Annotated in this window: 20 protein-coding genes; 10 read left to right on the forward strand and 10 right to left on the reverse strand. The window is 51.4% G+C overall.

The annotated features are described in order from the left end of the window. Nucleotides 1-76: 76 nt before the first annotated feature. Nucleotides 77-2,491 (reverse strand): glycoside hydrolase family 3 C-terminal domain-containing protein, encoded by a 2,415-nt coding sequence (locus HGH92_RS29085; protein ID WP_247655070.1) that lies wholly within the window; start codon nucleotides 2,489-2,491, stop codon nucleotides 77-79. 329 nt (nucleotides 2,492-2,820) lie between these two features. On the opposite strand from HGH92_RS29085, the gene HGH92_RS29090 reads away from it, so the two are divergent. The 6 genes from HGH92_RS29090 (at nucleotide 2,821) to HGH92_RS29115 (ending at nucleotide 10,032) form a co-directional block, all read left to right on the forward strand. Next, nucleotides 2,821-3,384: an RNA polymerase sigma-70 factor gene (locus tag HGH92_RS29090; protein WP_168874318.1), complete on the forward strand. Its 564-nt coding sequence runs from the start codon at nucleotides 2,821-2,823 to the stop codon at nucleotides 3,382-3,384. A gap of 51 nt (nucleotides 3,385-3,435) precedes the next feature. Continuing rightward, complete coding sequence (locus HGH92_RS29095) at nucleotides 3,436-4,410, forward strand: FecR family protein (protein WP_168874319.1); 975 nt, start codon at nucleotides 3,436-3,438, stop codon at nucleotides 4,408-4,410. A gap of 22 nt (nucleotides 4,411-4,432) precedes the next feature. Further along, on the forward strand, nucleotides 4,433-7,045 hold the full coding sequence (locus HGH92_RS29100) for a TonB-dependent receptor (RefSeq protein ID WP_168874320.1): 2,613 nt from the start codon (nucleotides 4,433-4,435) through the stop codon (nucleotides 7,043-7,045). A 2-nt stretch (nucleotides 7,046-7,047) separates the two neighbouring features. Further along, entirely contained in the window at nucleotides 7,048-8,076 is a 1,029-nt protein-coding gene (locus HGH92_RS29105) for a DUF4249 family protein (RefSeq protein WP_168874321.1), read from the forward strand. 65 nt (nucleotides 8,077-8,141) lie between these two features. After that, nucleotides 8,142-9,380 (forward strand): ornithine--oxo-acid transaminase, encoded by a 1,239-nt coding sequence (gene rocD, locus HGH92_RS29110; RefSeq protein WP_168874322.1) that lies wholly within the window; start codon nucleotides 8,142-8,144, stop codon nucleotides 9,378-9,380. Nucleotides 9,381-9,390: 10 nt separating this feature from the next. Continuing rightward, a complete protein-coding gene (locus tag HGH92_RS29115) occupies nucleotides 9,391-10,032 on the forward strand; it encodes a VIT1/CCC1 transporter family protein (protein WP_168874323.1) in 642 nt (213 codons plus the stop codon). Nucleotides 10,033-10,046: 14 nt separating this feature from the next. Here the strand turns inward: HGH92_RS29115 and HGH92_RS29120 are convergent, their stop codons facing one another. Together HGH92_RS29120 and HGH92_RS29125 are read right to left on the reverse strand one after the other, a co-directional pair. Beyond that, nucleotides 10,047-10,442 carry a hypothetical protein gene (locus HGH92_RS29120; protein ID WP_168874324.1) on the reverse strand — a complete coding sequence of 132 codons (396 nt, stop codon included), beginning with the start codon at nucleotides 10,440-10,442 and terminating at the stop codon, nucleotides 10,047-10,049. A gap of 138 nt (nucleotides 10,443-10,580) precedes the next feature. Further along, nucleotides 10,581-12,758, reverse strand: coding sequence for a S9 family peptidase (locus HGH92_RS29125; protein ID WP_168874325.1), 2,178 nt, complete (start codon nucleotides 12,756-12,758; stop codon nucleotides 10,581-10,583). A gap of 281 nt (nucleotides 12,759-13,039) precedes the next feature. Between HGH92_RS29125 and HGH92_RS29130 the strand changes: the two genes are divergently transcribed. The 3 genes from HGH92_RS29130 to HGH92_RS29140 all read left to right on the forward strand — a co-directional run bounded on the left by HGH92_RS29130 (nucleotide 13,040) and on the right by HGH92_RS29140 (nucleotide 14,687). Further along, nucleotides 13,040-13,297: a hypothetical protein gene (locus HGH92_RS29130; RefSeq protein ID WP_168874326.1), complete on the forward strand. Its 258-nt coding sequence runs from the start codon at nucleotides 13,040-13,042 to the stop codon at nucleotides 13,295-13,297. 64 nt (nucleotides 13,298-13,361) lie between these two features. Then, entirely contained in the window at nucleotides 13,362-13,976 is a 615-nt protein-coding gene (locus tag HGH92_RS29135; protein ID WP_168874327.1) for a trimeric intracellular cation channel family protein, read from the forward strand. 66 nt (nucleotides 13,977-14,042) lie between these two features. Continuing rightward, the gene (locus HGH92_RS29140) at nucleotides 14,043-14,687 is read left to right on the forward strand and encodes a MarC family protein (protein ID WP_211092778.1); all 645 of its coding nucleotides are present in this window, start codon (nucleotides 14,043-14,045) and stop codon (nucleotides 14,685-14,687) included. Nucleotides 14,688-15,119: 432 nt separating this feature from the next. On the opposite strand, the gene HGH92_RS29145 is transcribed toward HGH92_RS29140, so the two are convergent. The 5 genes from HGH92_RS29145 to HGH92_RS29165 form a co-directional block, all read right to left on the reverse strand. Beyond that, nucleotides 15,120-16,208 (reverse strand): efflux RND transporter periplasmic adaptor subunit, encoded by a 1,089-nt coding sequence (locus tag HGH92_RS29145; RefSeq protein ID WP_168874328.1) that lies wholly within the window; start codon nucleotides 16,206-16,208, stop codon nucleotides 15,120-15,122. 22 nt (nucleotides 16,209-16,230) lie between these two features. After that, the gene (locus HGH92_RS29150) at nucleotides 16,231-19,434 is read right to left on the reverse strand and encodes an efflux RND transporter permease subunit (RefSeq protein ID WP_168874329.1); all 3,204 of its coding nucleotides are present in this window, start codon (nucleotides 19,432-19,434) and stop codon (nucleotides 16,231-16,233) included. Nucleotides 19,435-19,468: 34 nt separating this feature from the next. Then, entirely contained in the window at nucleotides 19,469-20,863 is a 1,395-nt protein-coding gene (locus HGH92_RS29155) for a TolC family protein (RefSeq protein WP_168874330.1), read from the reverse strand. A gap of 144 nt (nucleotides 20,864-21,007) precedes the next feature. Then, nucleotides 21,008-21,352 (reverse strand): hypothetical protein, encoded by a 345-nt coding sequence (locus HGH92_RS29160; protein WP_168874331.1) that lies wholly within the window; start codon nucleotides 21,350-21,352, stop codon nucleotides 21,008-21,010. 95 nt (nucleotides 21,353-21,447) lie between these two features. After that, a complete protein-coding gene (locus HGH92_RS29165) occupies nucleotides 21,448-22,263 on the reverse strand; it encodes a hypothetical protein (protein ID WP_168874332.1) in 816 nt (271 codons plus the stop codon). Nucleotides 22,264-22,374: 111 nt separating this feature from the next. Between HGH92_RS29165 and HGH92_RS29170 the strand changes: the two genes are divergently transcribed. Further along, on the forward strand, nucleotides 22,375-23,325 hold the full coding sequence (locus tag HGH92_RS29170; RefSeq protein ID WP_168874333.1) for an aldo/keto reductase: 951 nt from the start codon (nucleotides 22,375-22,377) through the stop codon (nucleotides 23,323-23,325). A gap of 126 nt (nucleotides 23,326-23,451) precedes the next feature. Here HGH92_RS29170 and HGH92_RS29175 read toward each other — a convergent pair whose 3' ends face one another. Both HGH92_RS29175 and HGH92_RS29180 read right to left on the reverse strand, forming a co-directional pair. After that, a complete protein-coding gene (locus HGH92_RS29175) occupies nucleotides 23,452-24,480 on the reverse strand; it encodes an outer membrane beta-barrel protein (protein WP_168874334.1) in 1,029 nt (342 codons plus the stop codon). Between the two features lie 84 nt (nucleotides 24,481-24,564). After that, a complete protein-coding gene (locus HGH92_RS29180; protein WP_168874335.1) occupies nucleotides 24,565-25,743 on the reverse strand; it encodes a polymerase in 1,179 nt (392 codons plus the stop codon). Nucleotides 25,744-25,878 lie beyond the last annotated feature (135 nt).

A 25,878-nucleotide genomic window follows, 5' to 3' on the forward strand; every position in this document is an offset into this window, starting at 1 on the left:
AACCGTGAAAAACAACCTAACAGCAAACCCTGAACGAAATCCTCCCGGGACGGTCCCGTTCAGGGCAAGATGCTTATCAGGGGGTGATGGTAAAATTTTTACGCAGCCGGATATCCTCCGAAGAACTGCCGACCTGCACTTCAAATTCTCCTGGCTCTACAGTGTACTGCATATGTTTGTCCAGCAGCGCCAGGTGATCGGGATGCAGGGTAAACTGCACGGTTTTCCTTTCGCCCGGTCCCAGCGTGACTCTTTCGAAGCCACGAAGCTGCATCACGTAGGTGGTCACACTGCTGACTTTATCTTTTATATAGAGCTGTACCACCTCATCCCCTTTTCGTTTACCCGTGTTGGTTACCTCCATGCTTACCAGGATATCGCCCTGCGGGGATTGTTTTTCGGGAGATACCTGCAGGTTGTTATAAGCGAACGACGTGTAGCTGAGGCCATATCCGAAAGGATACAGCGGACCATTCACGCTCGTACGCCCGAAGCCGTTGTTGCCAGAGGAAGGCTGTCCGGCATGTGATCCCGGTTTGTACGGAAAGTTCAGTTCAATCTGCCCCAGGGACTTAGGGAATGTCACCGACAGGCGGCCGCCGGGGTTATAATCTCCGAAGAGCGTTTCAGCGATGGCAGTGCCTCCCTGCGGCCCGGGGAACCAGGCTTCCAGGATGGCAGGCAGGTGCTGCTGTTCCCAGTTGATGGTAAGCGGCTGGCCGTTGATCAGCACTGCTATGACCGGTTTGCCGGTGGCATGAAGCGCCTGTAACAGCTGTAACTGGCGGCCGGGCAGGGAAAGGTCTGTGCGGGAAAGGCTCTCTCCCACCCGTTTTTCATCTTCGCCCACTACGGCAATGATCACGTCCGACTGGCGGGCCAGGGCCACGGCTTCCGCAATGCCGGCCTGTTCGGCGCTGTCCGGCGGCGTGGGAATGATTTCCGTGCCGGGCCATCCGGGATTGACGATATCACAACCTTTGGCGTATTGTATGTTGACCGTCTTGCCCACCTGTTGGCGGATACCGTCCAGCACGGTGGTCACCGGGTTGTTGGACGGGCCGTAACGACTGATGGCGTGGGTAGATGCCGCCGCCAGCGGACCGGTCACCAGGATATTTTTCAGCTGATGTTTATCGAGTGGCAATGTTTCCTTTTCATTTTTGAGCAATACCAGCGATTCGCGGTTCAGCTGCAGCGCAAAAGCCTCGTCTTCGGGGGTATGCACGCCCCTATCGGCCAGTTTGGGATCGGTATAGGGCTTGTCAAACAGTCCCAGTCTGAATTTGACCCGTAGCACGTCGACCACGCGGCTGTCGATCGTTTTCATGGAAAGGCGGCCTTCTTTTACCAGTTCCCGTACCGGCAGGATGTAATCTTCCGGTGGGGTGAAGTTGGTACGTACATTAAGGCCCGCTTCCACGGCCTGTCTGACGGCATCTTTATAGTCTGAGGCCACATGGTGTTTACTAAAAAGGTATTCCACGGCTTCGCTGTCGGACACTACATAACCATCGAACCCAAATTCCTGGCGCAGCAGCTGGGTCAGGAAATAGTAGCTGCCTGTCACCGGTTCCCCGTCCCAGTCGTTGTAGCTGCTCATAACGCCCATGGGCCGCGCTTCCTGGATCACGCGGCGGAAGGGGTACAGAAATATCTGGTGCATTTCGTGGGGCGCCACATGGGGATCGGTGCGGGCGTCGCCATCACGGCCTCCTTTAGGCACGCTGTACACAGCATAATGTTTCAGGGTGGCGGCCACGCCTTCACTTTGCACGCCGAGGGTCATTTGTTTGCCCAGTTCAGCGATCAGAAAAGGATCTTCACCGTAACATTCCACCACGCGGCCCCAGCGGGGATCGCGGGCGGGGTCGAGGATAGGCACGTAAATATTGGTGTACCCCAGCAGCCGCGCCTCACGGCCGGCAATATGGCCGGCCTGCGCCACCAATGCCTTGTTCCAGGTGCTGCCTATGCCGATGGGGGCACAAAACGGCGTGGCCCTGTCATGACAAAGGCCGTGAATAGCTTCGTTGGTGAAGTCCACCGGGATGCCGAGGCGGGTTTCCTCGATAAACCAGCGCTGTACCGTGTTGATGGCGCTGGCATGTTTGCTGTAGGGGAATGACCACTGCGTCCGGGCTTTATTATTAAAAGGGAGACTGTTCAGTTCTTCGTCGATATTGGCGATGCCGTCTTTCCACACTTTATTCTTCCATTCCGGAGTGGGCATTTCATCTTTGAGCACCCGTCCATAACCGTACAGCGTGGCCATCTGGCAGGTTTTTTCATCCAGGGTCATCTGCGACAGCAGATCGGCCACGCGGCTTTCCACCGGCTGGGCAGGATCTTCAAAGATGTCTTTCCTGCCGTTTTTGTTAAAGTCTATCCATCCTTGCCGGTAAATGGGCGACTGCTGGCCGCTGGCCTGTGTGCCCAGCAGGGCCATGACGATGGCCGCCACGGAAAAATTACTGATCTGTTTATACATAATTCGCACGCCCTTCATAGGCCGCGCCTAAATTAAAGGCCCTGAAAGCGGATTGCAAATAATGCTGAAAATTGCACCAGCATTGGGTAAGATTATGCAGCAGGCAAAAAAAACGGTTGCATAACGAATATGCAACCGGTGGTAACTAAAAAAACACAAACTAAAAACTGAAAGGACATTACAGCATATAAGTTAATGGACGATACAGCATATAGGCTTAGGCGTTATACCTATAACGCGGATTTTAACAGAACCCCCTATCGGGAGAAAATAAAAAATTGCCTACATTAGCGGGGATCAATTCATTACTAAAACTCTATGAAGGTTAAATGATAACATCACCTTCTTATCAAGCATATAATGAGCTTTTCCATTCTCTATACAGTGAACTGTGTAATTATGCCAGCAGTTTTCTGAATGATGATGCAGCAGCTGAGGATGTAGTACAGGAGACCTTTATCCGGTTGTGGCAGAAACACCGGGAACTGATCGGGATACCGAATATCAAGGCTTACCTGTACAGGGCAGTACGTAATAATTCCATATCCGTCCTGCGCAAGCGCACCGCCGAAGAGGCGGGCAACAAGGGCTTTGAATGGGTAGCTGATATCAGTGAGGACCCGGACGCGCGGGAGATATCAGAGGCCAAACCGTTCTATGAACAGCTGATTTATGAGGCGATAGCCAACCTTCCGCCGCAATGCCGGGAGGTGTTCACCTGTTGCCGGCTTCAGGGAATGACCCATCAGCAGACGGCCGAAAAGCTGGGCTTGTCAGCCAAAACCGTAGAAAATTACATGGGACGCGCACTTAAAATATTGCGTAAGTACCTGGGACAGTACGGGTTACCGATTCTTTTATTTTTTTTGTTAAAAATTATTAACAAATACTAGGGGGTGTACGCCATTCCTTACGTTTTAATGTCAGAGCACACACTGTATAACATGGATACCTACATATATGAAATAATTGCAAAAAAGCTGTCATCCATTTCCACGCCTGAGGAGGAAGCAATTCTTCAGGAATGGCGGGAAGCCTCTCCTGATAATGAAGCCGCCTACGCAAAAACTGTCCAGGTATGGCAGGATGCTCCCCGCAGCCTTCGCCTTTCCGGAAACAAACAATTTAATGCCGCCGCAGCCTGGAGCAAGGTGGACCAGGTACTGCAACAACCTGCCACGCCCGCAAAGACCGTCCGGATGTCGGTAGTTAAGCTGGCTGCCGCCGCGGTATTGCTCATATCCCTCAGTGTAGGCGCCTGGTGGATAGCCAGCCGTCCTTCCCTGAAAGTGCAGGAACTGGCTGCTAATGACGGCAAAATCCACAGCCTTGAACTGGCTGACAAATCAGTGATCACCCTGCGCCCCGGCGCCAAAATAAAATATTCCGAAGGAGCCGAGCGGGTAGTGACCCTTGAAGGTGAAGCCTTCTTTGAAGTGGCCACCGATCCACACCGCCCTTTCCTTGTTAAAACTCCCAACCAGTCTGTTGTGGAAGTGCTGGGCACTTCTTTCACCGTAAAAACTGCCGATGCCCATACCACCGTCATCGTTTCTACCGGCAAGGTAAAACTGGGCATGGAAAACGATACTTCTTCCGTAATCCTTACCAGTGGCCAAAAAGGTACATGGGGAGACGGTCAGCTGAGCGCCGTCAACAACGACAATCCCAACTTTATGGCATGGAAAACAGGAATTTTGCAATTTAATGATCAATCACTTGTTGAAATATTGCCACAATTAGCCGACTTTTACGGCAAAGTCATCAGGATTGAGGATGGCTATCAGGCTACTGCGGCACAGCAAAAAGCTACGATCAGCTTCCAGGACCAGTCTTGCGACGAGGTTTTGCATGAATTACAACTTTTGCTTGGTTTCAACTACAAACAGGAAGGCGATACAATCGTCATCGGCAAGTAGACGGATAAACTACTTTCTTACCTTGATATTTAACTGCCTGCTGGTGCTTGCGCCCGCGGCAGTTTTGCATGCTCAGTCCAAAGAGGCGCCCATCCTGCAACAGGCGTATACCCCTCCCTCCAGGGAAGGCTCCATCCTCTTCTTTATCCAGGACATCCAGCGCCAGACAGGCATCAGCATCTCCTATAGTTCCAGCTTCCTGCATCTCAACAAAAAAGTGCAGCTGACGGGCAACGAAAACAGTACCGGCCAGGTGCTCAACTCGATTCTGCAGGGTACCGGCATCCAGGCAGCGGCCATCAACGGGAAAATATTCCTGCTACGCGAAGCCTCTCAAACCCAGTATTATACCATCAGCGGGTTTATCAGGGAAGAAAACAGCAAAGAGGTGATCATCGGCGCGTCCGTATATGACCCGGTGACCCGGCGCGGCGCTGCCAGCAACGCTTACGGCTTCTTCAGCGTACAGGTGCCTGATAGCTGCACCAGCATTGTGTTCTCTCATGTGGGCTATGAGACCTACATACTGCCACTCCCCCTTTCGGAAGCCCGGCAGATGGAAATATACATGCAGCCACGCAACCCGCTGCAAACAGTGGTGGTCAATGGCGACCAGGACTCTGTCACCCTGCAGGCAGGCTATATCAAAATGCCCGTCGGATATGTGTCCAATTTTCCGGCCCTGCTGGGAGAAAAAGACGTATTGAAGTCCCTTCAACTGTATCCCGGCGCCAGCAGCTCCCTTGAAAGCAGCAGCAACCTGCTGATACGTGGCGGCAACGCTGACCAGAACCTATACCTGCTCGACGGTGTGCCGCTCTACCATACCGGCCATCTCTTCGGCCTGTTTTCCATTTTCAACGGAGACGCCGTGAAAGACGTGTCTTTGTACAAAGACGCCTTCCCCGCCCGCTATGGCGGCCGCCTCTCCTCCGTGGTGGACATCCGTACCCGCGACGGCAACATGAAGGAATGGCATGGCAAAGCCACGCTCAGCCCCGTGTCCATCAGCACCGAGCTGGAAGGCCCTCTGGCAAAAGATAAAAGCGCCATGTTCCTCTCCTTCCGGCGGTCACTGATTGATGCCTATGGCAGGCAGCTTACCCATCAATATGGCAAGTACCAGCTTTACGACCTTAACTTTAAGCTCAACCAGCTGATCGACGATAAAAACAGGATCTACCTCAGTTTCTATAAAGGACAGGATAATATGGTCATCCCTAAGGACAATTCTGTTTTCACACTGCTGGATGATTACAAGTTCGCCTGGAGCAATATTACCGCCGCCCTGAAATGGACCCGCGTAATTTCTCCCAAGGTGTTCACCAATACCACCGCTACCTACAGCCGTTTTTATAACCTCTTTACCCAACGGTCCGAAGCAGGGCTGACCAGCGACCAGCCTTTTTTCAGCGGCCAGGGAGTTTCGCGTGTCAGAGATATCGCCCTGCACAATGAAACGGAATATACCATCAGCAACATACAAAAACTGTCTTTCGGCGGAGGGTACACCTATCACAACTTTGCCCCTACCGCCTACAGCAGTAACGTGGACGGCGGCGACGCCATCAAGCGGCCCGCCCCCAAATACTATATGTCGGAAATAACCTTGTATGGTGAAGATGAACTGCGCCTGTTTAATGACCGGCTGACACTGCGACCGGGGCTGCATTTCGGCGCCCTGGCCCAGAGCGGCTCCTTCTACAGCAGCCTGCAACCCAGGCTGATGATACGCTGGGACCTCCCACGGCAACAATATGTGCAGGCCTCCTATGCGCACATGACACAGTTCATCCATCAGCTGACTACGCCGGTTATCAATCTCCCTACCGACCTGTGGGTGCCCAGCACCGAAAACATCAAGCCGGAAAACGCCTTTTCCTACAGCCTTTCCTACCAAAAACAATGGGAGAACAAATGGCGGTTCAATGTCAACCTCTATTATAAACTGCTAAAAGATATCGTGACCACCAACACGGTGCTGAACATCTTCGACAATTCAGACCTGTGGGAGAAAAAAGTGATCAGCGGCACCGGGTACAACTACGGCAGTGAGCTGCTGCTCGAAAAAAATACAGGAAGGCTTACCGGTATCCTCAGCTATACCCTTTCCTGGGCATGGCGGGAGTTTCGTTGGTTCAACTTTGGTAAAATGTACCCCTTTAAAGAAGACCGGCGGCATAATCTGTCACTGGCCCTTAAATACCGCGTAAAACCGGGCTGGAGTATCTCCGCCTCCTGGAAGTTTGCCAGCGGCGCGCCATTCACGCTGCCTGCACAGATTTTCCCGGACTATGACTGGGGCCGTAACATCAATGGTAAACTGGACGGGCGCGCCTCTCCTTTTGCCTATACCCAGCTGAATTATCTGCCTTATATTACCAGGCTCAATAATTTCCGCCTTAACCCGGTACACCATCTCGACCTGGGAACTACCGTTTACCTGGGCGCTACGCGGGCTGTCCGGCACACGCTGACGGCCGGCGTTTATAATGTGTATTCGCGCAACAATCCTTTTATTGTCAGCTATGACCAGTTCGTGACATCGCTTGACACAGAGATTTATCCATTGCAGTTGTACCAGTACAGCCTATTCAGGACCTTACCTTATATCAGTTATACGCTTAAATTTTAGGGATGAAGTATTTGTTTTACATAGGGAGCCTTTTCTGCGTTGCTGTGTTAACAGGATGTATACATGAATTACCGGTGCCTCCTTCCAGTATAAAACCCAGAGCGGTGGTTTACAGTGAACTGGTAGCAGGGAAAAAAGCCGAGATGCGGGTAGGCAAAAGCAAGCCTGTAGGGCCGGACATTAACAATGATTTTGCGCCGGTGACGAACGCTGTGGCACAACTGCTAAACGCCGACAGCCAGTTGCTTGAACAGTTGCATTATGTAAAAGACACTTCCAGCAATATGGCCTTTTACCGGGGCAACACCCGCATAGACGCCAACAAGAGCTACATTGTACAGGTAAAAGTACCCGATACCAAAGATGTGACTGCAAAAACAACCATTCCTCCCGGTATTAAAGTGGAGCTGCTGGACACCTTACGGACCACGCTGAACGGACGTCCGGTGCTGCGGTTTCATTTCAATGTGCAGGCGCCGCCAGCCAACGGGCGGCAGTTTATCGTGATGGAAGCATTGAAGCAGCTGGTGCAACTGGACACGATCTTTATTTACCGGAACACGCGCTATCGCGTGCGCGACAAACGAACATTGTACGACCAGGTGAAAAATGAACCGGGCCTGGTTTCCTTCAAGGACACTGTGTACCTCAACAGCTATCTGCGTATCCCCGTTTACACACAGGATGAAAATGCAGACAACAACCAGGTGGGCGGCCTCAATGAAAACTACAACAGTATTCTTTTCACTCAGCGCGCCAAAGCGCTTGACACCCGGCTGTACCTCAATGCCACCGCGCTTACCGCCAGTACTCCCGGAGATAACATACCCATTGGCCGTGTGCTGGTGAATGTAAAATCGGTGACACCGGAGTATTATGATTTTCTGCTCACTTATGAAAAAGTAAGGCGCAATCCCGGCCTGAACAGCCTGATACAGGCCATCCAGCTACGCAATAATGCTATCGGCGGACTGGGCGTAATCGGCGGCTGCAATCAGGCTGCATATTATCTGTATTACGATCAGTTGTAGTCTTTTCCTGACATTTCCTTTGCGCCCTTTGCTCCTTTGCGAGAACAATTCCGTATTTTTGGGATATGATACCAGCATTTACGATAAGCGAAAGGACGCAGCATTTTCTAGGATTGGAAGAGCAATATGGCGCACACAACTACCATCCGTTGCCAGTGGTGTTGGAGCGTGGCGAAGGTGTTTTTTTATGGGATGTGGATGGTAAACGTTACTACGATTTTCTCTCCGGGTATTCTGCAGTTAACCAGGGACATTGCCATCCGCGGATCATTGCCTCGCTGATAGAACAGGCGCAGAAACTGACATTGACCTCCCGCGCATTTCACAGTGACCTGCTGGGAGAATACGCACAGTATATTACCGGTTACTTCGGTTATGATAAAGTATTGCCCATGAATACCGGTGTGGAAGCGGTGGAAACAGCGCTGAAACTCTGCCGGCACTGGGCTTATATGGTAAAAGGCATTCCGGAAAACAAGGCGAAGATCCTTGTTTGCTCCAATAATTTCCATGGCCGTACCCTCAATGTGATCTCCTTCAGCACCGACCCGTTGGCCCGGAATAATTTCGGACCGTTTATGAGCGGTTATGAAGTGATCCCCTACAATAATTTGCCGGCACTGGAACAGGCGCTGCAAGACAAAACGGTGGCCGGTTTCCTGGTAGAGCCTATCCAGGGCGAGGCCGGTGTGGTGGTGCCCGACGATGGTTACCTTTCCAAAGCCCGTGCTTATTGCCAGGATGCCAATGTGTTGTTCATAGCAGATGAGATACAGACCGGACTGGCCCGTACCGGCCGTATGCTGGCGTGCGACCACGAAAATGTACGCCCGGACATACTGATACTGGGCAAAGCCCTCTCCGGTGGCGTGTTGCCGGTAAGCGCGGTACTGGCGGATGATGAGATCATGCTGACCATCAAACCGGGAGAACACGGTTCTACCTATGGTGGCAATCCGCTCGCCTGTAAAGTGGCCATCACAGCGCTTCAGGTGCTGAAAGATGAGAAAATGACAGAAAACGCAGCTGCTATGGGACAGCTGTTACGCAAGGGGCTGGAAGACCTGCAGTCTCCTTATATAAAAACCGTGCGTGGAAAAGGCCTGCTGAATGCCATCGTGATCAATCACGCTGATCCGGAAGCAGCCTGGGACCTCTGCCTGACTTTAAAAGAAAACGGCCTGCTCGCCAAACCTACCCATGGCGACAAGATCCGATTTGCTCCACCACTGATCATGACTGCCACACAGGTTTCAGAATGTGTGCAGATCATTCAGAAAAGCATCGAAAAAGCGTTCAGCTAACTGCCAACGTATGACAGCACCACACAAGGCTATCCGCAGTTCCGGATGGAAAACCGACTTCCTGATCGGCTTTCCCGATGGTTTGTTCCTGCTCTTTTTTGCCACACAGGTTGTACAAACCTTTCCGCTGGAAGTACAGACCTTTTACAATATCCAACTCTGTATCCTGGCCGCAGGCAGCCTGCTGGTGATGTACAGCGCCTACCAGGCCAATAAAGGCGATGCCCAGCACGACAGCGCCCTCCTCTCCGACGACGAGCGGCGGAAACTGGCGCATCTCGACATCAACGACCACACCATCGCACACATTGCCGATGAAATGCAGAAAGACGCCGCGCAGTGGGAAACAACCCTGCAGCAGGAACAAGTGGTGGAAACAACGTTTAGCCGTCCCCGTGCCATGCTGAGCGCTTTGTTTACTGCCTTCTTTTTTTTGTTGGGAGGAATGTTGTCTGTAGGGCCTTATTTATCGAATGAAAATTTTCCGGCTGCTTCACAAACCAGTATGATGCTGGTTTTCCTGGGGTTGACCGTATTCAGTTTTATAAAAGCGAAAGTAACTAACCAGCGCCCACTACCCATTATCATCCGGTATTGGCTGATGGGCGCCGGTGTATGGTGCGGGGCCTGGCTACTGCACCGGATCTTTTAACCCCCGCGGGAGATTTAGGACTTAGGTGTCTTCCTGGGTGTAGGGGTAAGCAGTACACAAACAAATGCTACGGCAGCCGCAGCTACTGAAATATACAGCGCTATGCCCGCCTGCGGACAAACGCCGGCCTCACAGCGGGAAAACAGCAGCATGTTACGGAAAGACCATGCCAGCATAAAACCCGCTACAAAAAGGTTCATTCGCATCACCCATTCGTTCTTCACCAGAAAAATAATCACTGCCAGCACCGCCAGGAAGATATTCAGTTTCCCCGGCTCCCCATAGCTGGAGCCGGTAGTATTTAACCCGGTAAATACCAGGTGCCGGCTCTCGATCACCGCCCACGGGAAAAATGCACAAATAATCACCACCACCGCAGCAATAATTCCGATAATAGAAGTCTTAGACATGTAGTTCAGTTTATTAAGAAGCGCAAGTTAGAGATTTTTTGATTTTCGATTTTTTGATTTTGGAATTTTAGGGAGTTATCAAAGCATGTCTCCCATCTTCTCAAAATCAAAAAATCGAAAACCAAAAAATTTCAACATTTACTTCGCTCCCGGTTCGCAATGTGCGCGCAGATAGTTAGTATACAGGGTAGACAGGTGCGTGAAAGTGCCCTCTCCTTCCGAAATGCTGTGTGTGCGGTTAGGATAAGCCATGAACTGGATTTGTTTGTTGTATTTGATCAGTTCATTGAGCAGCATCTCCGCGTTCTGATAATGCACGTTGTCATCTCCGGTACCGTGTATGTACAGCAGGTTTCCACGCAGGTTCCTGGCATAGGAAATGGGTGAGCCCTTCACAAAATCTTCCCGGTTCTCTTCCGGCAGCCCCATATAACGTTCCTGGTAGATATTGTCATAGGTCAGCTGGTTGCCTACTGCAGCTATAGCGATGCCTGTTTTGTAGATGTCCGGGTACTGGAACATAAGGTTAAGCGTCATGGAACCGCCGCCGCTCCAGCCCCATACCGCTGTACGGGCAGGATCGATATAGGCATATTTTTTCATGAGCGCCTGAGCAGCCTGTGCCTGGTCACGTGCGTTGAGCACGCCAACTTTGCGGTAGATGCTTTTACGCCAGTAGCGGCCTTTGGGCAATGGTGTGCCTCTGTTGTCCATGGAAGCGTAGATGTAGCCATCTGCCGCCATATCGCCATCATAGAGGAAGTTGCGGCCTGCACCGGCCACATCGCGGGTGGTGGCGCCGGCAGGTTCGCCGTATACATAAAATACGATCGGATATTTTTTGGAGGGGTCGAAGTCTTTAGGTTTGCGCATCCAGCCACCGATCCTGATGCCGTCAGCGGTCTGCACCTCGAAATACTCCACACATTTGCCTGCGGCCGCGGCCTGTTTCAGCGCCTGTGCCACTTCCGGGCTGCTTTTATGCGCCGGCAGCTCCACATTTTCGCTGACGGGGTACATGCAGGCGTTGCTAAAGGAATGTACCGCCCAGCTGCTGTAGGGTGATATATTGTATTCATGTGAGCCGGGCTGGTCGGCCGGTGTGATACGTTCCGCTTTGCCGCCATTCAGCGGAATGCGGTAAAGGTATTCCTGTACCGCGTTGTCCGGTGAAGCGGTGAACCAGATCTGATTACCGGTTTCATCGATTTTGGCGATGGTCATCACGTCATAGTTGCCGGGCGTCAGCAGTGTGGCTTTTCCGGTTTCAGTGGAGACGGTGTACAGATGGCGCCATCCGTCCTGTTCACTTACCCAGACGAAGTCTTTTCCGTTGCGGATAAAGTCCCACCCGGCGATGTTGTCATCGTCCCAGCGGGATTTCACGTCGATCCAGGCGCTGTCTTTTTCTTCATACAACGTATGTACTTTACCGTTAGTAGCGTCGCAAAGCATGATTTTGCTTTCGTTCTGTTTGCGGTTAAGCTGTTGGATGATCAGTTGTTTTTTACCGGGCACCCATTCCATGCGGGGGATGTAATGCTGTTGCTGATCCCCGGGAACGTCCATCCAGCGGGTGTTGGCAGTGGCGATGTCCACTACGCCGACGCGGCAGGCGGAAGGGCTTTGACCCGCCACGGGATATTCTACCGGCACATTAAAGGAGTAGATGGAATCGGTATTATTGATCATGAGGAAGTCGCGGATTTTGGTCGCGTCTATCTGCCAGTAAGCGATGCTTTTGCTATCGGGGCTCCAGCGGAAACCGTCGCGGCAGCCGAATTCTTCTTCATAGGCCCAGTCGAAGGTACCATTGATAAAACGGCGGGTACCGTTGGTGGTCAGCGCTTTGATGGTGCCGGTGGCCAGGTCTTCCACATAAAGATTGTGTTCACTCACATAGGCGGCCCTGGTGCCGTCAGGAGATAACTTGGCGAACATCAGCGAAGATGCGGCATGACCTTTGCCTAACTGCTGAAGCTTGCCGGATGCAAGGTCCAGCAACCAGTAGTCGCCGCGGGTTTCATAACGCCATACTTTTTTTGAATTGGTGTAGATCAGCAATTTTTTTTCATCTGCTGAAAAAGAGAAGTCCCGGACCGGCAGTGCTTTGGCGGCGCCTGCAGGAGTATACTTTCCGGCCGGCACCATGACCGTGGGAGCGGCACCTGATAAGGGAGTGGCAACAATGCCCTGCGGTTCGGCCTTTAAAGTGGCCCGACCATCGCGCGACCATTTGATTCCTTTGCCCGGTTGAGCGAACAGGGAGAAACAGCTCACCACCAACAAGGCTACCAATAGTGTTATTTTCTTCATTGTGGATATATAAAACACAATGGTAACCAAATTTTTAAAAGTAAAGAGGAAGATTATGGCCAGCGGAGCGGCAAGCATGCCGGAAGGTCAACTTTTGAAGATATGATCTTTTTTAAAATTTTTTGCAGGATGTGGATAAAAAAGTTTTCACATAGGGAAAAAATTATTTCTTTTTTTCTATTTTTATGCAAATATTAATAATTAATTAATGATTATCAGTTTGTTAGTCAACTGTACAACACTGTAAAACAATCTCAAAATCCTGGAAAAACCATTTGATTATGATCCAAGTTACCTTATCTTATAAAGACCGTGAATTTTTTCAGTTTGAAGATACTTTCCTGGCCCAGATAGCAGAGAATACCAAAAAGCTGCTCTACGCCTTGCTGGAAGACATATACGACCTCCTGGCGCTCGAAAAAGGCCGTTTCCGTATCAATCTCGATCATCAGCCTAAAATCGAGGTGGAAGGCTTCAGCAATGACCTGCGTAACCAGATAGAACGTACCCTGCGCGGCGAATACGACTATGATTATTGATATCACGCGGTAACGCGGATATTCCTGTATACTGATTATCTTAGCGCGAAAATCAGACAGGGGAATGTCACTCACCTACATACAGGGGCTGGAGTTGTCCGGCACTTTTGCTTTCGCCGTTTCCGGAGCAACGGCAGCCATCAATAAATCCTACGACGTTATAGGGCTGCTGGCCCTGGCTTTTATCACCGCCATTGGCGGCGGTACTATCCGTGACCTTCTGATCGGCGCCACGCCGGTAGCCTGGATGACCGATGAACTCAGCAATACCGCCATCATTCTTGCGGCTGTTATCGCAGCCGTTTTTTTCTCCTACGTAAAAATATTGCAACGCTGGCTGAACATCTTCGATGCTATCGGCCTCGGCATGTTCACCATCACCGGTATCAATAAGGGCATTGCAGCTGGACTGCCTGTTCCCGTGTGTGTAGCCCTCGGGGTTATTACCGGTGCTTTTGGCGGGTTGCTCCGCGATGTGATCACCGGTGAACAACCGATCCTCTTTACCCGGGAAATCTATGCTGTGGCTTCCCTCGCCGGCGGTTCCCTTTTTGTGCTGGCCGGTATTTTCACACATCTGCCCGGAGGCGTTATTCAGAGTATATCCGTTACCGTTATTGTAGGCATACGCCTGTTAAGCCTGCGTTACAACTGGCAGCTGCCCCGTATCCGGCAGTAAAAAAATATTCTTCCGGGAAATTGAGTTTTTGGAAATTACGAATTAATAAATTTCCTATATTGAGGTATGATGTCTCTGTTCGATAACTACTTTGCATTTGCCACCACCGTGTTCATGGGATTGCTGGCCATCGTCAATCCGATTTCGGCTATACCGGTTTTCCTGGAGCTGACTTCCTACATGGATAAAAAAGCCAAACGCAACATCGCCACCAAATCGGTATTGATAGCTTTTTGTATCATCGTTGTATTCAGCGTGGCAGGCAAACTGATCTTCCATGTGTTTGGAATCACACTGGCCGCACTGCGGGTTACCGGCGGCATACTGGTATTTGTGATAGGCTATGAGATGGTGAGAAGCAAGGAAGAAACCGCACAGGCACAGAAGCTGGGCGACCAGCCTGTTAAAGCGGACCAGGGCATCAGCGTGGCCATCACGCCGCTTGCCATGCCGTTACTGGCCGGCCCCGGCGCCATCACCACTTCCATGAGCTATTCCGCGGCCAAAGACCTGACCCATCTTGCCATTGTTATGGTCGTATACGCCATTATATGTTACATCACCTATCTCCTCTTCATCGCCGGCGAGCGCATTGTCCGCATTATCGGCACTAACGTCATGATGGTAGTGACTAAAATGATGGGGCTGATCCTCGCCGTGATAGGCGTTCAAATGCTGGCCCTCGGCATCAAGGAACTGTTCAATCTGTAATTTTTATTTCTTGTCAACAATTTCAAAACGTTTCGTGTTATTTAAGCAATGACGCAAGCGAGACAGTTTTGTAGTTATTCTGTGATTTGACAAACAGCTATTGGCGTTGACCACTTTGAGTTCATCCAAAAAGATCATCCAGGGAATTGTTGGCCCGGCGTGACAAAATATTAACTATTGCAGAGCAGTCTAATTTAACCACTCCTCCATTATTTCAGTTTTACAACAGTCCGTGCCGAAAGGCATGTCAGGATATTCGTGTGCCATAAAGATTTTAGTTGAACAACAGGTAAATATCCGTTATTGATTACTAGGTGGATGTTACCGTTCCCTTTTTTCAATAGGAACAGAAGAAATCAATATAGACGGAACAGTTAGCAAAAAGCCGTCCCGAATCATCGGGACGGCATGTTTTTTCCTGCAAGGGTATTATCAGTGAATGGCAATACCATCCTTGATTTCATCGGTAGCATTCACCAGCACCTCATCTCCTGCTTTCAGGTTACCGAATACCTCCGTAGAGTCATTATGGTGATTCCCTTCCTGTACGTCTACCCACTGTGTCCGGTGGTCTTTTACAACGATCACGTATTTTCTTTCGGTAGACATGACCACCGCAGATGCGGGTACCACCAGGGCGGCAGCGGAACCGTTGACCGGCATCGTAATTTCCGCATACATACCGGGTTTCAGTTCACGGGAAGTATTGGCTACGTCCACCTCTACCGCTTCGGAGCGGTATCTGTCATTTAAAGTGCCTGCTTCACGGGAAACGGCGCCCTTAAATACTTTCCCCGGCATGGCATTTACGCTGAAGTTCACCATGGACTGCCCCATCAGCTGACCGCTGTAGATCTCAGGCACCTGTAACACGAGCCTCAGTTTATCTTCCTGCTCCAGCATCAGCATGGGCTTATCCCCCACTTTTGTGTCGGGGCCGACCAATGCGCCGGGATGGATGTTTCTCTCAGTGATCACGCCATCAAAGGGGGCCGTTACCGTGAGATAGTCCCGCATAACGCCGCGGGCGCGGAAATTGGCCTGCTCGCTGTTCATCAGCGCACTGTCGCCCAGCATACGGGCTTTGGACAGCTCCAGGTCGTGGGCCGAAATAGTGCCCGGCGTTTCATCCGCCGTGGCGATGGTACGCTCATAATTGTCTTTGCTGGCGGCAAACATGGCGCGCGCCTGTATGTACTTGGATTGTGCCGCATAATACTGTTGCGTGATCTCCGGTGCTTCCAGCACCAGCAGCACCTGCCCTTTTTTCACGCGGGAGCCGCGGTCCACCATAATGCGGCTGACAAAGCCATTCACACGGGGATAGATACTTACTTTCTGAAATGCTTCCAGTGTGCCCGGCAGGCGGATACTGCCCGACAAGGGCTGTTGTACTACCCTGGCAAACTGGTACTGCCTTTCGTGCGCCACTGGTTTGTATTCCGGTGCAGCAGCCGAATGACAGGCCGCCAGTGCAACCACCAGGCCCAACATCATCCAATTAGCAGTCATATTTTTCATATATATAATTTTTTATGTTGAATTAAAGATCTGTAGGCATTAAAGAAGGGGATTCGAGGGTGGCTTTCTTTTGCATCCGTGCGTATACGAGTGGCAGTATTAGCAAAGCGGCCAGTGTAGAGGCGATCAGTCCTCCTATTACAGCCCGGCCCAGTGGTGCCGTCTGGTCGCCTGCTTCCCCGAGGCCGGTGGCCATTGGTATCATCCCGGCTATCATCGCGAGGCTCGTCATCAGGATAGGCCGTAAACGGATGCCGGCACTCACCACTGCGGCTTTGCCTGCGTCATGATAAGACGACCGCAATTTCTCCGCATTAGTGACAATAAGGATCGCATTGGCCACCGATACGCCGGTAGACATGATCATGCCCATGTAAGACTGCAGGTTAAGCGTAGCGCCTGTCATCAGCAAGGCCAGCAAAGCGCCGGCAATTACCGCAGGCACGGTCACCAGTACCACTGCTGACAGCCTGAAGGACTGATAGTTGGCGGCCAACAGCAGGAATATCACCACTACTGCCATCGCCAGCCCGCGTTCCAGGCTTTCCAGCGTGTCTACCAGCAGGCTTGATGCTCCTTTCAATTCCACTATCAGTCCTTTAGGTGGCGTCCCGGCATCCTTCACCACCTTTTGTACCGCGGCGGTGGCAGCGCCCAGATCTTTGCCGCTGATATTGGCACTAACGGTCACGAACCTACGTGGACCGGCGCGGTCATATTCACCCGGCATTTCGGTGGTGCGGAAACTGGCCACATCTGCCAGCACCGGCCTTGGCTGGCCCGGTACCAGCGGTATCTCCTTTAAGTCATTGATGGCCGTCATGCTGTATTCGGGTACCTGCACCTGTACCTGATAGGTATAGGCCACTTTCTCGTCCAGCCACTGGTTCTTTTCTGTAAAACGGCTGGAGGAAGTAGACGCCGTCACCGACCGTGCCACCTGGTAAATATTCAGTCCCATCTGCGCCAGTTTGAGACGGTCAATCTCAATACTGATCACCGGGAAATGCAGCGGTTGCGCTATCTGCACGTCCCGCAGGAAAGGTATCTGCTTCAGTTGCGATACCAGCCCTTCCGCATAACCGGCAATCTGTTTCATGTCTTTACCCGCCACCCGCAGCTCGATCGGCGTGGAAGCCCCCTGAGCCATGATCTTCTCGGTGAGGTCTATCGGTTCAAAAGACAGGCGCATCTCTGGTATTTTCGCGGTAATGTTCGCCCGCAACTGGTCCTTCAGCTTTTCTATATCTACTTTATAATCTTCATCCAGGTTCACCTGCAACACCGCTTCGTGCGTACCGCTGTTGAAGATGTAAAGGTTGCTGGTGCCATAGCTGCTTGGGATCAGACCTACATAGGCAGAGCTGATGGACACATGCCCGTTGACAGTGCTGTCGATGATATTCAGTACTTCATGCAAACTGCCTTCGGTCCGTTCCAGCCGCGTACCGTCCGGCATACGAAGCCTTAACTGAAACTGACCGGCATTCACATGCGGCATCAGGTCTTTCCCTATCCACCAGTAACAGCCACCAGCCAGCAAGAGCGAGCCTATCACATATATGCCGACGATCAGGCCCGAACGTTTCATGCTGTTCTCCAGTATGCGGACAAAACGTCCCTTAAAACGTTCAAAACCGTCTTTCTTTGCCTCCGGCACCGTTTCCTGGTGTTGCATATGCTCATTCACTTCTTTTATCTCCCCGTTGTCCAGCGCCAGGCCGGCGTGGCTGTGGCCATGGCTGAACTTCTCCGCTTTAAGCCACCAGTTGGACACCACCGGTACCAGCGACTGCGCCGCGAAGAACGATGCGATCATAGCAAAACCGATGGACAGGGACAACGGCAGGAACATGGCACGGGGAACACCGGTCATGATGAAAGACGGTGCAAAAACGGCGAGGATGCACAACAGGATCAGCAGCAGCGGGAAGGCTATCTCCTCACAGGCATCGTAAATGGCGCGTCTGACAGGCTTGCCCATTTCGAGGTGCTGGTGTATGTTTTCGATGGTCACCGTGGCCTGGTCTACCAGAATGCCGATAGCCAGTGCCAGTCCGCTGAGCGTCATCAGGTTAATGGTTTGTCCGGCCAGTTGCAGTCCCAGTACCGCGCATAACACGGCAATCGGGATGGTGACCACTACCACGAGGCAGCTGCGCAGGTCGCGCAGGAACAGCAGCACCATGAGGCCTGTGAGCAACGCGCCCAGCAGGCCTTCTGTGATCAGGCTTTTCACTGCGTTGATCACAAATACGGACTGGTCAAATTCATAAGATACCTTTACATCATCGGGCAGGAGGCTTTGCATCTCCGGCAGTTTGGCTTTCAGCTTTTTCACCACGTCCCAGGTGGAGGCATCGGCAGTTTTTACCACAGGGATGTACACAGAACGTTTTCCATTTACCAGCGCATAGTCCACCGTTACGTCGGCCGCATCGGCCACGCGGGCCACGTCTTTGATGAACACGGTAGCGTTGCCGTTGGTAACGATCGGTATCTCCCCAAAATCCGTCACTTCTTTTTCGAGGGAGTTGATGGTAGTCACAAACATGGTGTTATTGATGCGGATGTTGCCAGAAGGCGTCATCACGTTGTTTTTGGCGATGGCTTCCACCACCTGGTCGGCCGAGAGGTTGAAGCTGCGGAGGCGCTGAGGGTCTACGTTGACCACCACCGAGCGGGAGTTGGCGCCAAAAGGCGGCGGAGCGGACAATCCCGGCACCGAAGCAAACATTGGCCGGATACGGGTTGCCGCGAGGTCGTAGATTTCCTTCAGTGATTTGTCGGGACTGCTGAAAACCAGTTCCCCTACCGGCAGCGACGATGCGTCGAAGCGCAGCACCTGTGGCGGCAGTGCGCCCGGCGGGAAAAACTTCATGGCCCTGTTCACCTGCAAAGCTACCTGGGCAGAGGCTTCCGCCATATCGGTGCTTTCATAGAAAGTGAGTTTCAATAACGTTAACCCCTGTATGTTTTTGGTAGTGATATTTTTTACGCCGTTCACATACAGGAACTGGTCCTGTAAGCGCGTGGCAAAAAAACCTTCCATCTGTTTGGGCGACATGCCTCCGTACGGCTCTATCACATAGATAGTGGGCAGGTTCAGTTTGGGAAATATATCGATGGGTATACTGAATATAGCCAGAATAGAAAACAGCAGCAGACCGGCGGTGAGCACCACCACCGTGACCGGCTTTTTCAGGGCTGAAGAGACTAAAGACATAAGCGTTACTTTAAAATGAAAACCGGTATCTTCCTCAGAGGCTGCTGATCAGCTGTCCGAGATTATTGTCGGCGTAAGCCGCGCGGAACAATGCTTTCCAGGCTTCGTCGTGGGCCTGTACCAGGTCTGTCTCCGCCCGGTTGAGCACAAACAGTGCATTGGTGACTTCGATGATACTGGTCAGACCATGTTTATACAGCGCCATTTTCTGTTTGGCGGCAGCCTGAGCGGCCTGCAATTGCAGGGGCAGTTCTTTTAGTTTAGCCTGTGCCGTTAGTATGTCGGCCTGCGCCTGCATATACAGGCTTTGTAGGTTGGTGCGCGACGTTTCCAGTTCCTGCTCCGCGGCGGCGGATTTCTGCTTTTGCACCGCCATTTTATCACGGGTATGTTTCAAATCTGCCACGTTCCAGGTGATGCCCAGTCCGAGGAGATAGTTGTAACGGCTGTACCCTAATCCGCTGAAGAGGTTTTTATCATACATATCGTTGAAGCTGCCGCTGGAGCCGCGCATCCATCCGGCCGCCATCAGGTTTACTTTGGGCAGCAGTTGTTTGCGGACCACCTGCTCCTGCGCCTGCTGGCGCTGGTACAGGGCGTGGTAGTATTCCAGCAGCGGATGGCTGTCTGCCGGCCGCAAAGAATCCGGCTGCAGCAGTTGTGGTAAAGTGGCGCCACTACCAAACAATGGCAGCACCTGTGTGGTGTCCAGGCCGGTGAGGGCAGCCAGTTCGATACGTACCTGATTGTAGCGGTTGGCCACCTCCAGCAGGCTCAGTCGTGCTTTGGACAGCTCTGCGGCAGCGATGGCGCTGTCTACGCCCGGTTTGAGGCCATGCAGCACGATGGAGGTCACCGCACGGGCCATCTCGGCATTACGCCGGATGTTGTCTTGCTGTATTTGCTGAAGTTCGTTTAGCCGTAACAGTTCCAGGTAGTCCCTGACCACTGTTACCGTGAGCTGGTTGGTCATGTTGTTCAGGTCTGCTTCATTCACGTGCAAATCCTGGCGGGCCGCGGCTTTTTGTGTACCGTAGGCGCCGAAATTATAGATCTCCCACTGCATGGATGCCATGGCAATATTTCCGCTCATGAGCGCAGCGTTGTTGTCGGCCCGTATGCCACCGGAGGTGGAAGGGATCATGCCCATGGTAAAATAAGAACCATAGATGCTGTTATCAGTACCTGCATCCACCTGCTCATGTAATTTGAGGGCAGGATACCAGTTGTGTTTCACATCTGTCAGGTTGGCTTCTCCCGCTTTCACAAGCGCCTGTTTCGCCTTCACGGCAGGATAATGGGCCAAGGCCAGGTCTACAGCCTGCTTAAGAGAAAGACTGTCTGCGACCGGGCCGGCGAACAAAGAGGTAAATGGCAACAGACATAGCAATAGCCCATACCTCTTTTTCGCGGTTATATGTATACGCATAATTCGCTGAAAAGATTAGTAAATCATTTATGGATTTGGGGATTTCGGGATTTGGGGATTTCGGGGATAGTTGATAACGGAAACCGCGCCGACTAACGGAGCAGGACATCCGAAAAATCAAAAAATCCGTCAATCAAAAAATCCCTAAATAAACTGAGGCGGGCCTCGCCAGCTGCGGAGCGGAACGGGAACGTTGAGGTAGGGGTTGCAGTGATATCCTGTGCGGGTATCATCTACATAAATAAAATACGGAGGAAGGGAAGCACAGTAGAGGGAACATACCTGGCTGTGGCTGTCGTTAATGCCTACCGGCCGGCGTTTCAACTTTTTAATGGTCGTCTTGTACCGGGGGGTATGTTTCAGCACGTACTGTGTGATGCTGAAGGTATGCTGGTTGTTTTGTGAGCGCGCATAACCATCGCCCTGCTCCACTTGCGGGAGCACGCAGACAGTAATGAGTACTAGGAATAACAGCCTTAATATTTTCACATCCAACCAACTTAATGTCCACTAAGTTATTGAATGAGACTGGCTTTTACCAGACCACTCATCACATTTTAATCATATTTTAATACCCGGGGAAATCAGAAAAAGCAGACCAGGCAAAGTTCTTCCATCTTCAGCAGGGCATTGGCGAGACGGAAATCCTGCATTGGGAAACAGGCAAATGACTGGTATTCATCCAGCGCCGGACCTATGGCGACAATCTTCAGGTCAAAGGCTTCCAGCTGTTCGTTAAAATGGTCCAGCAGCGCCTTGGCGAAATCTTCCGCGGACTGTATTGCTTCATATTCTTCGGGGGTGGGCGCCTCAAGGGTAGCACCTGCGCTTACCAGCGGCGAAAGTTCATTGAGGGCGAACACACCTTCGTCAGACAGCGTCCGCCATTCAAAATCGGTCAGGTTACCGGTTTGCTGCAAGGCTACCTGCAGCTCCTCCCATATGGCTATCACATTGGCAGGCACGTTGTCCGGCAGGTTATTGATCTGTTCTTCCGCTTCGTCTTCTTCGAAAATATCCAGGTAGAGCTGGGACAACAATTCCCGCGCATTGCCCTGTGCCTTCAGTTTGTCAAACATCTTCAATTCCCTGACCATGGCATTCCAGCGCAGCGTAAGCTCTTCCACGTCTTCCGCCAGCAGGTCGTCAGTAATCATCACGGCAGTCTCTTCCAGCTTGTAATTGTCAAGCCGGCTTTTCTTCACGATCAGTTCTTCTCCTTCAAACGACAGTTCATAAGTGGCGCAATTCAGAAAGCGTGTACCAATCACTACTTTGTCGGGGAATATTTCATGAATAACATCTTCTTCCGTATCGATATGAGAATTACCGCCCGGCTGTCCGAATGTAGTGGTCAGCCAGTTAAAATCCGCCTGTGATATACCTGTTGGCATCATCATAATAATAAAATTGATCAGCAAATGTAGCGAAATTAGCTGAGGGCGCCTGCGTCGATAAAAGTAGTTAAATTAGCAAAAGGAACTATTACACAAGCTTCAAATTTAATCATCATGGAAAAACGGAAACTTGGAAATTCAGGGCTGGAAGCGGCCCCCTTTGCCTTTGGCGGGAATGTATTCGGATGGTCTGCTAATGAAACTGTTTCTTTCCAACTGCTGGATGCCTTTACCAGCAATGGATTCAATCTTATTGACACTGCCGACGTTTACTCTCGCTGGGTAACGGGCAACAAAGGCGGAGAATCTGAAACCATTATCGGCAAATGGTTGAAACAAAGTGGCAAACGTCATGAAGTACTGGTAGCCACCAAAGCCGGAGGCGACATGGGCGAAGGCGTCAATAACACCAAAGCCTATATCATTAAAGCAGCAGATGCCTCGCTACAGCGGCTGCAAACCGACTATATCGATCTTTACCAGACCCACTTTGATGATGGCAAAACCCCGGTGGAAGAAACACTGGATGCTTACGCCACCCTGATCAAGGCAGGCAAGGTAAGGGCTATCGGCGCTTCCAACATGAGTACAGACAGACTGATTGCCAGCCTGAAAGCCAGTGAGCAGCAGGGCCTTCCGCGCTATGAAACCTATCAGCCGGAATACAACCTGTATGACCGTGCCGGTTTTGAAAAAACGTATATGCCTCTCTGTGAGCAATACGGGTTAAGCGTGATCAGCTACTATTCCCTGGCCAGCGGCTTCCTGAGCGGCAAATACCGCAACGAGGCAGATATAGAAAAGAGCAAGGCCCGCGGCCGGACAGCGCTCAGCTATCTGAATGAAAGAGGCCTGCGTATCCTTGCGGCCCTCGACCAGGTGGCAGCCCGCTATCACAGTACGCCCGCAGGCGTTTCCCTCGCCTGGCTCCTCACCCGTCCTACCGTGGCGGCGCCCATCGCCAGCGCCACCAGTGTGGCACAGCTGCAGGATATTATCAAAGGAATTCAGCTGCAACTGGATACGGATGCGGTCCATGTGCTGAACGAAGCGTCCCAGGGCTGAAGCCCTGGGCTACGATTAGATTGGATTGTCTTATAACGAAAAAGCTGGCTTAAATAAGCCAGCTTTTTCGTTTGTATAATCTGATGGAGGAGTCTTTAAACTTCTCCCGTCAGGAGAATTTGTTTGTCAGAGTTTTATTTTGATACCTGCATTCACGCCCAATCCACCGATGTTGATGTATGATTTCAGGTCGTTGGACGGCTCATTGTCATTTTTGTAATACACTTTGCTGCCGATCTGATTGACAGGTGTATTGGAATTCTTGTCGAGCGTAGTGACGTATTTGGTGTTTTTCTCTGCCACACTAAGATCGCTGAGGCTGCGGGTCGGTTGCCCTGGAACCGGCGCCACCACTGCGCCCGTAGAGGCGTTAACGATGTTGTTGGTTTGGTCGAAGGCGGTGACTTCTTTTTCCTTACTTCTTACCGGCACGTTGCGGTACTCACCTTCCACGAAGATGTCTATACGCGGGCTGACGTAGAAGTTCACACCGATAGCGCCCTGAAAGCCCAGGGTGATGTTAGGTTTCACCTCTTCTTTGCGGTGGATGGTGGTATGTACCATGGTACCGGGCGGAATACCGGCCGGACTGGTGAGCTGGTCCACGTCTGTGTCAATATGGAGACGGCCCCATAATGGCACTACCAATCCTACACGCACGTACGGATTTACTTTCTCAAATCCGGGATTGAGCACCAGCGCAGGCGCAAAGTCGATAGCGTTTACATAACCGTATGATTCCACACTGGCCAGTTGTTTCCCGCTGCCTGCCGCGGTCGTGAGATTCCTTGTCATCAGGTTTTTCCGGCTATGGTAATAGTTGAACGAAGCTTCCACGGCCATATACTTATTGATATTGTATCCTACAGCAATTCCTCCTCTTGCGCCTTCACCGTAGGAGCCTGTGAGCACTTTACGGCTGAGGGTGTCCAGCGGATTGGGACGTGTGGGATTATATTCAGTATGCAGGTCCTGCGGTGGAAACGGGCCAACGTTCGGGAACTGTCCCGGGAAAACACTAAAGAAGTAACCACCGGTTACTTTGAGATAAAATTTTGACTGTTGTGGATGTTTGCCGGTGAGCTCCTGGGCCTGGAGGCTTCCTGCAAGGGTTAATGCCAGCATAGTGGCCGAAAACAGGTGCACTTTTTTCATAAACAGTGGTTTTGGTGAGATGGTTTTTCAACCTATCGGAAGTTAATGAATTGTTATCAAATAACAAGCATCCCACCAAACTGTTTAGAAGGCTTCTGCCAGTGACAGGTAAAATCCTTTCTGCCTGGACTCGCCGTCTCTCTTCTCACCAACGGCATAGTCTATACGAATTGTCAGTTTTGCGTTTTCGTCATAGAAGTAGCGGATACCACCGCCAAAGCTGGGCTTAAAGCCGTTAAGCGCAAAATTGTGGTTATTGAACACAGAACCGGCACCGGCAAAAGCGGCCAGTGCGAACTTCGGCCAGATGTCCACAAACCATATTTTGATATGCATTTTCGGATCAATCAGGTAACGGTACTCCGCCTGTCCTGCCAGGTAATTCTGATCACGGTAACGGCCGGTGTAATAACCGCGCATCATATTATCATTCCCCATTTCGGGCAACAGGTAAAAAGGCAGTTTGTCGCCCTGCAGGCTGTTGAACACGCCGTTCAGTCCCAATGTGCTTTTGGGAGACAATGAAATAAAATGCGAGCCCTGTGCTTCCAGCTTGAACAATGGCTCTGAGCTGACAAACGCCGGCGCATAAGCCGCATTCAGCCGCAGCCACCAGCCTTTACGGGTGTAGTTCTGGTTGTCACGGTTATCGAAGATGCCGGTCAGCCCGATGAAAGTCACATGGCCACCATCCTTGCCTACCAGCGGCATCGTGTTGTAGATGCCTTTGTCATCTTTACTGCTGTAGGAATCGTTTTGGTACAGCAGCGAAGCACCGGCGTAAAAATGGCCGCCAACACGGCGTTCCGCTTCCAGCTGCGCTTTATAGCGGGTATTATTCAACAGGGAGCGGTCATCGTGACGCGTTTCATTACCGATACCAAAGAAATACAGCGGGAAGTTATGGTACCGCAGATTGCCCTTGTAATGCCAGGTATTACCACGGGTCCAGATATTGGCCTTCAGATCTATTTTGAACTGGCTCTCGGTAGTGATGGCCGGAATCAGGTTCAACGTGGAGTTACGGGTGGTGATGTCCGGATTTTTATTGTCTGTATAAAAAGAATACAACATGGCGGCGCCAATTTCCAGTCCTTTTTCCTGGGAATAGCCCAGTACGGGCAGCGGGAAAAAGCTGCGCTTCCGGAATGCAAGACTATCCGCCGGAGGGGGTGTCCTGCCTGTAGAAACTGTGTCCTGTTGCGCCTGGGTGCCAATGGCCAAAGAAACGAACAACGCCGTGATAGTAAGTGCTTTATACATGGCCGCAAATGTACACCATAAACAATTACGAATGACGAATTACGAATTACGAATGGAAGAGCTGTTTAAGGCAAAGGTCACTTGGTGACTGCTCTGACCGGGATTCCTCCATTCGTAATTCGTAATTCGTAATTT

Source organism: Chitinophaga varians (assembly GCF_012641275.1).
In the GTDB taxonomy this organism is placed as follows: domain Bacteria; phylum Bacteroidota; class Bacteroidia; order Chitinophagales; family Chitinophagaceae; genus Chitinophaga; species Chitinophaga varians_A.

Excerpts from the sequence above, each read along its gene's own strand:
- HGH92_RS29085 (WP_247655070.1), bottom strand. The coding sequence starts at position 2,491 with ATGTATAAACAGATCAGTAATTTTTCCGTGGCGGCCATCGTCATGGCC.
- HGH92_RS29090 (WP_168874318.1), top strand. The coding sequence starts at position 2,821 with ATGATAACATCACCTTCTTATCAAGCATATAATGAGCTTTTCCATTCT.
- HGH92_RS29095 (WP_168874319.1), top strand. The coding sequence starts at position 3,436 with ATGGATACCTACATATATGAAATAATTGCAAAAAAGCTGTCATCCATT.
- HGH92_RS29105 (WP_168874321.1), top strand. The coding sequence starts at position 7,048 with ATGAAGTATTTGTTTTACATAGGGAGCCTTTTCTGCGTTGCTGTGTTA.
- rocD (WP_168874322.1), top strand. The coding sequence starts at position 8,142 with ATGATACCAGCATTTACGATAAGCGAAAGGACGCAGCATTTTCTAGGA.
- HGH92_RS29115 (WP_168874323.1), top strand. The coding sequence starts at position 9,391 with ATGACAGCACCACACAAGGCTATCCGCAGTTCCGGATGGAAAACCGAC.
- HGH92_RS29120 (WP_168874324.1), bottom strand. The coding sequence starts at position 10,442 with ATGTCTAAGACTTCTATTATCGGAATTATTGCTGCGGTGGTGGTGATT.
- HGH92_RS29125 (WP_168874325.1), bottom strand. The coding sequence starts at position 12,758 with ATGAAGAAAATAACACTATTGGTAGCCTTGTTGGTGGTGAGCTGTTTC.
- HGH92_RS29130 (WP_168874326.1), top strand. The coding sequence starts at position 13,040 with ATGATCCAAGTTACCTTATCTTATAAAGACCGTGAATTTTTTCAGTTT.
- HGH92_RS29135 (WP_168874327.1), top strand. The coding sequence starts at position 13,362 with ATGTCACTCACCTACATACAGGGGCTGGAGTTGTCCGGCACTTTTGCT.
- HGH92_RS29140 (WP_211092778.1), top strand. The coding sequence starts at position 14,043 with ATGATGTCTCTGTTCGATAACTACTTTGCATTTGCCACCACCGTGTTC.
- HGH92_RS29145 (WP_168874328.1), bottom strand. The coding sequence starts at position 16,208 with ATGAAAAATATGACTGCTAATTGGATGATGTTGGGCCTGGTGGTTGCA.
- HGH92_RS29150 (WP_168874329.1), bottom strand. The coding sequence starts at position 19,434 with ATGTCTTTAGTCTCTTCAGCCCTGAAAAAGCCGGTCACGGTGGTGGTG.
- HGH92_RS29155 (WP_168874330.1), bottom strand. The coding sequence starts at position 20,863 with ATGCGTATACATATAACCGCGAAAAAGAGGTATGGGCTATTGCTATGT.
- HGH92_RS29165 (WP_168874332.1), bottom strand. The coding sequence starts at position 22,263 with ATGATGATGCCAACAGGTATATCACAGGCGGATTTTAACTGGCTGACC.
- HGH92_RS29170 (WP_168874333.1), top strand. The coding sequence starts at position 22,375 with ATGGAAAAACGGAAACTTGGAAATTCAGGGCTGGAAGCGGCCCCCTTT.
- HGH92_RS29175 (WP_168874334.1), bottom strand. The coding sequence starts at position 24,480 with ATGAAAAAAGTGCACCTGTTTTCGGCCACTATGCTGGCATTAACCCTT.
- HGH92_RS29180 (WP_168874335.1), bottom strand. The coding sequence starts at position 25,743 with ATGTATAAAGCACTTACTATCACGGCGTTGTTCGTTTCTTTGGCCATT.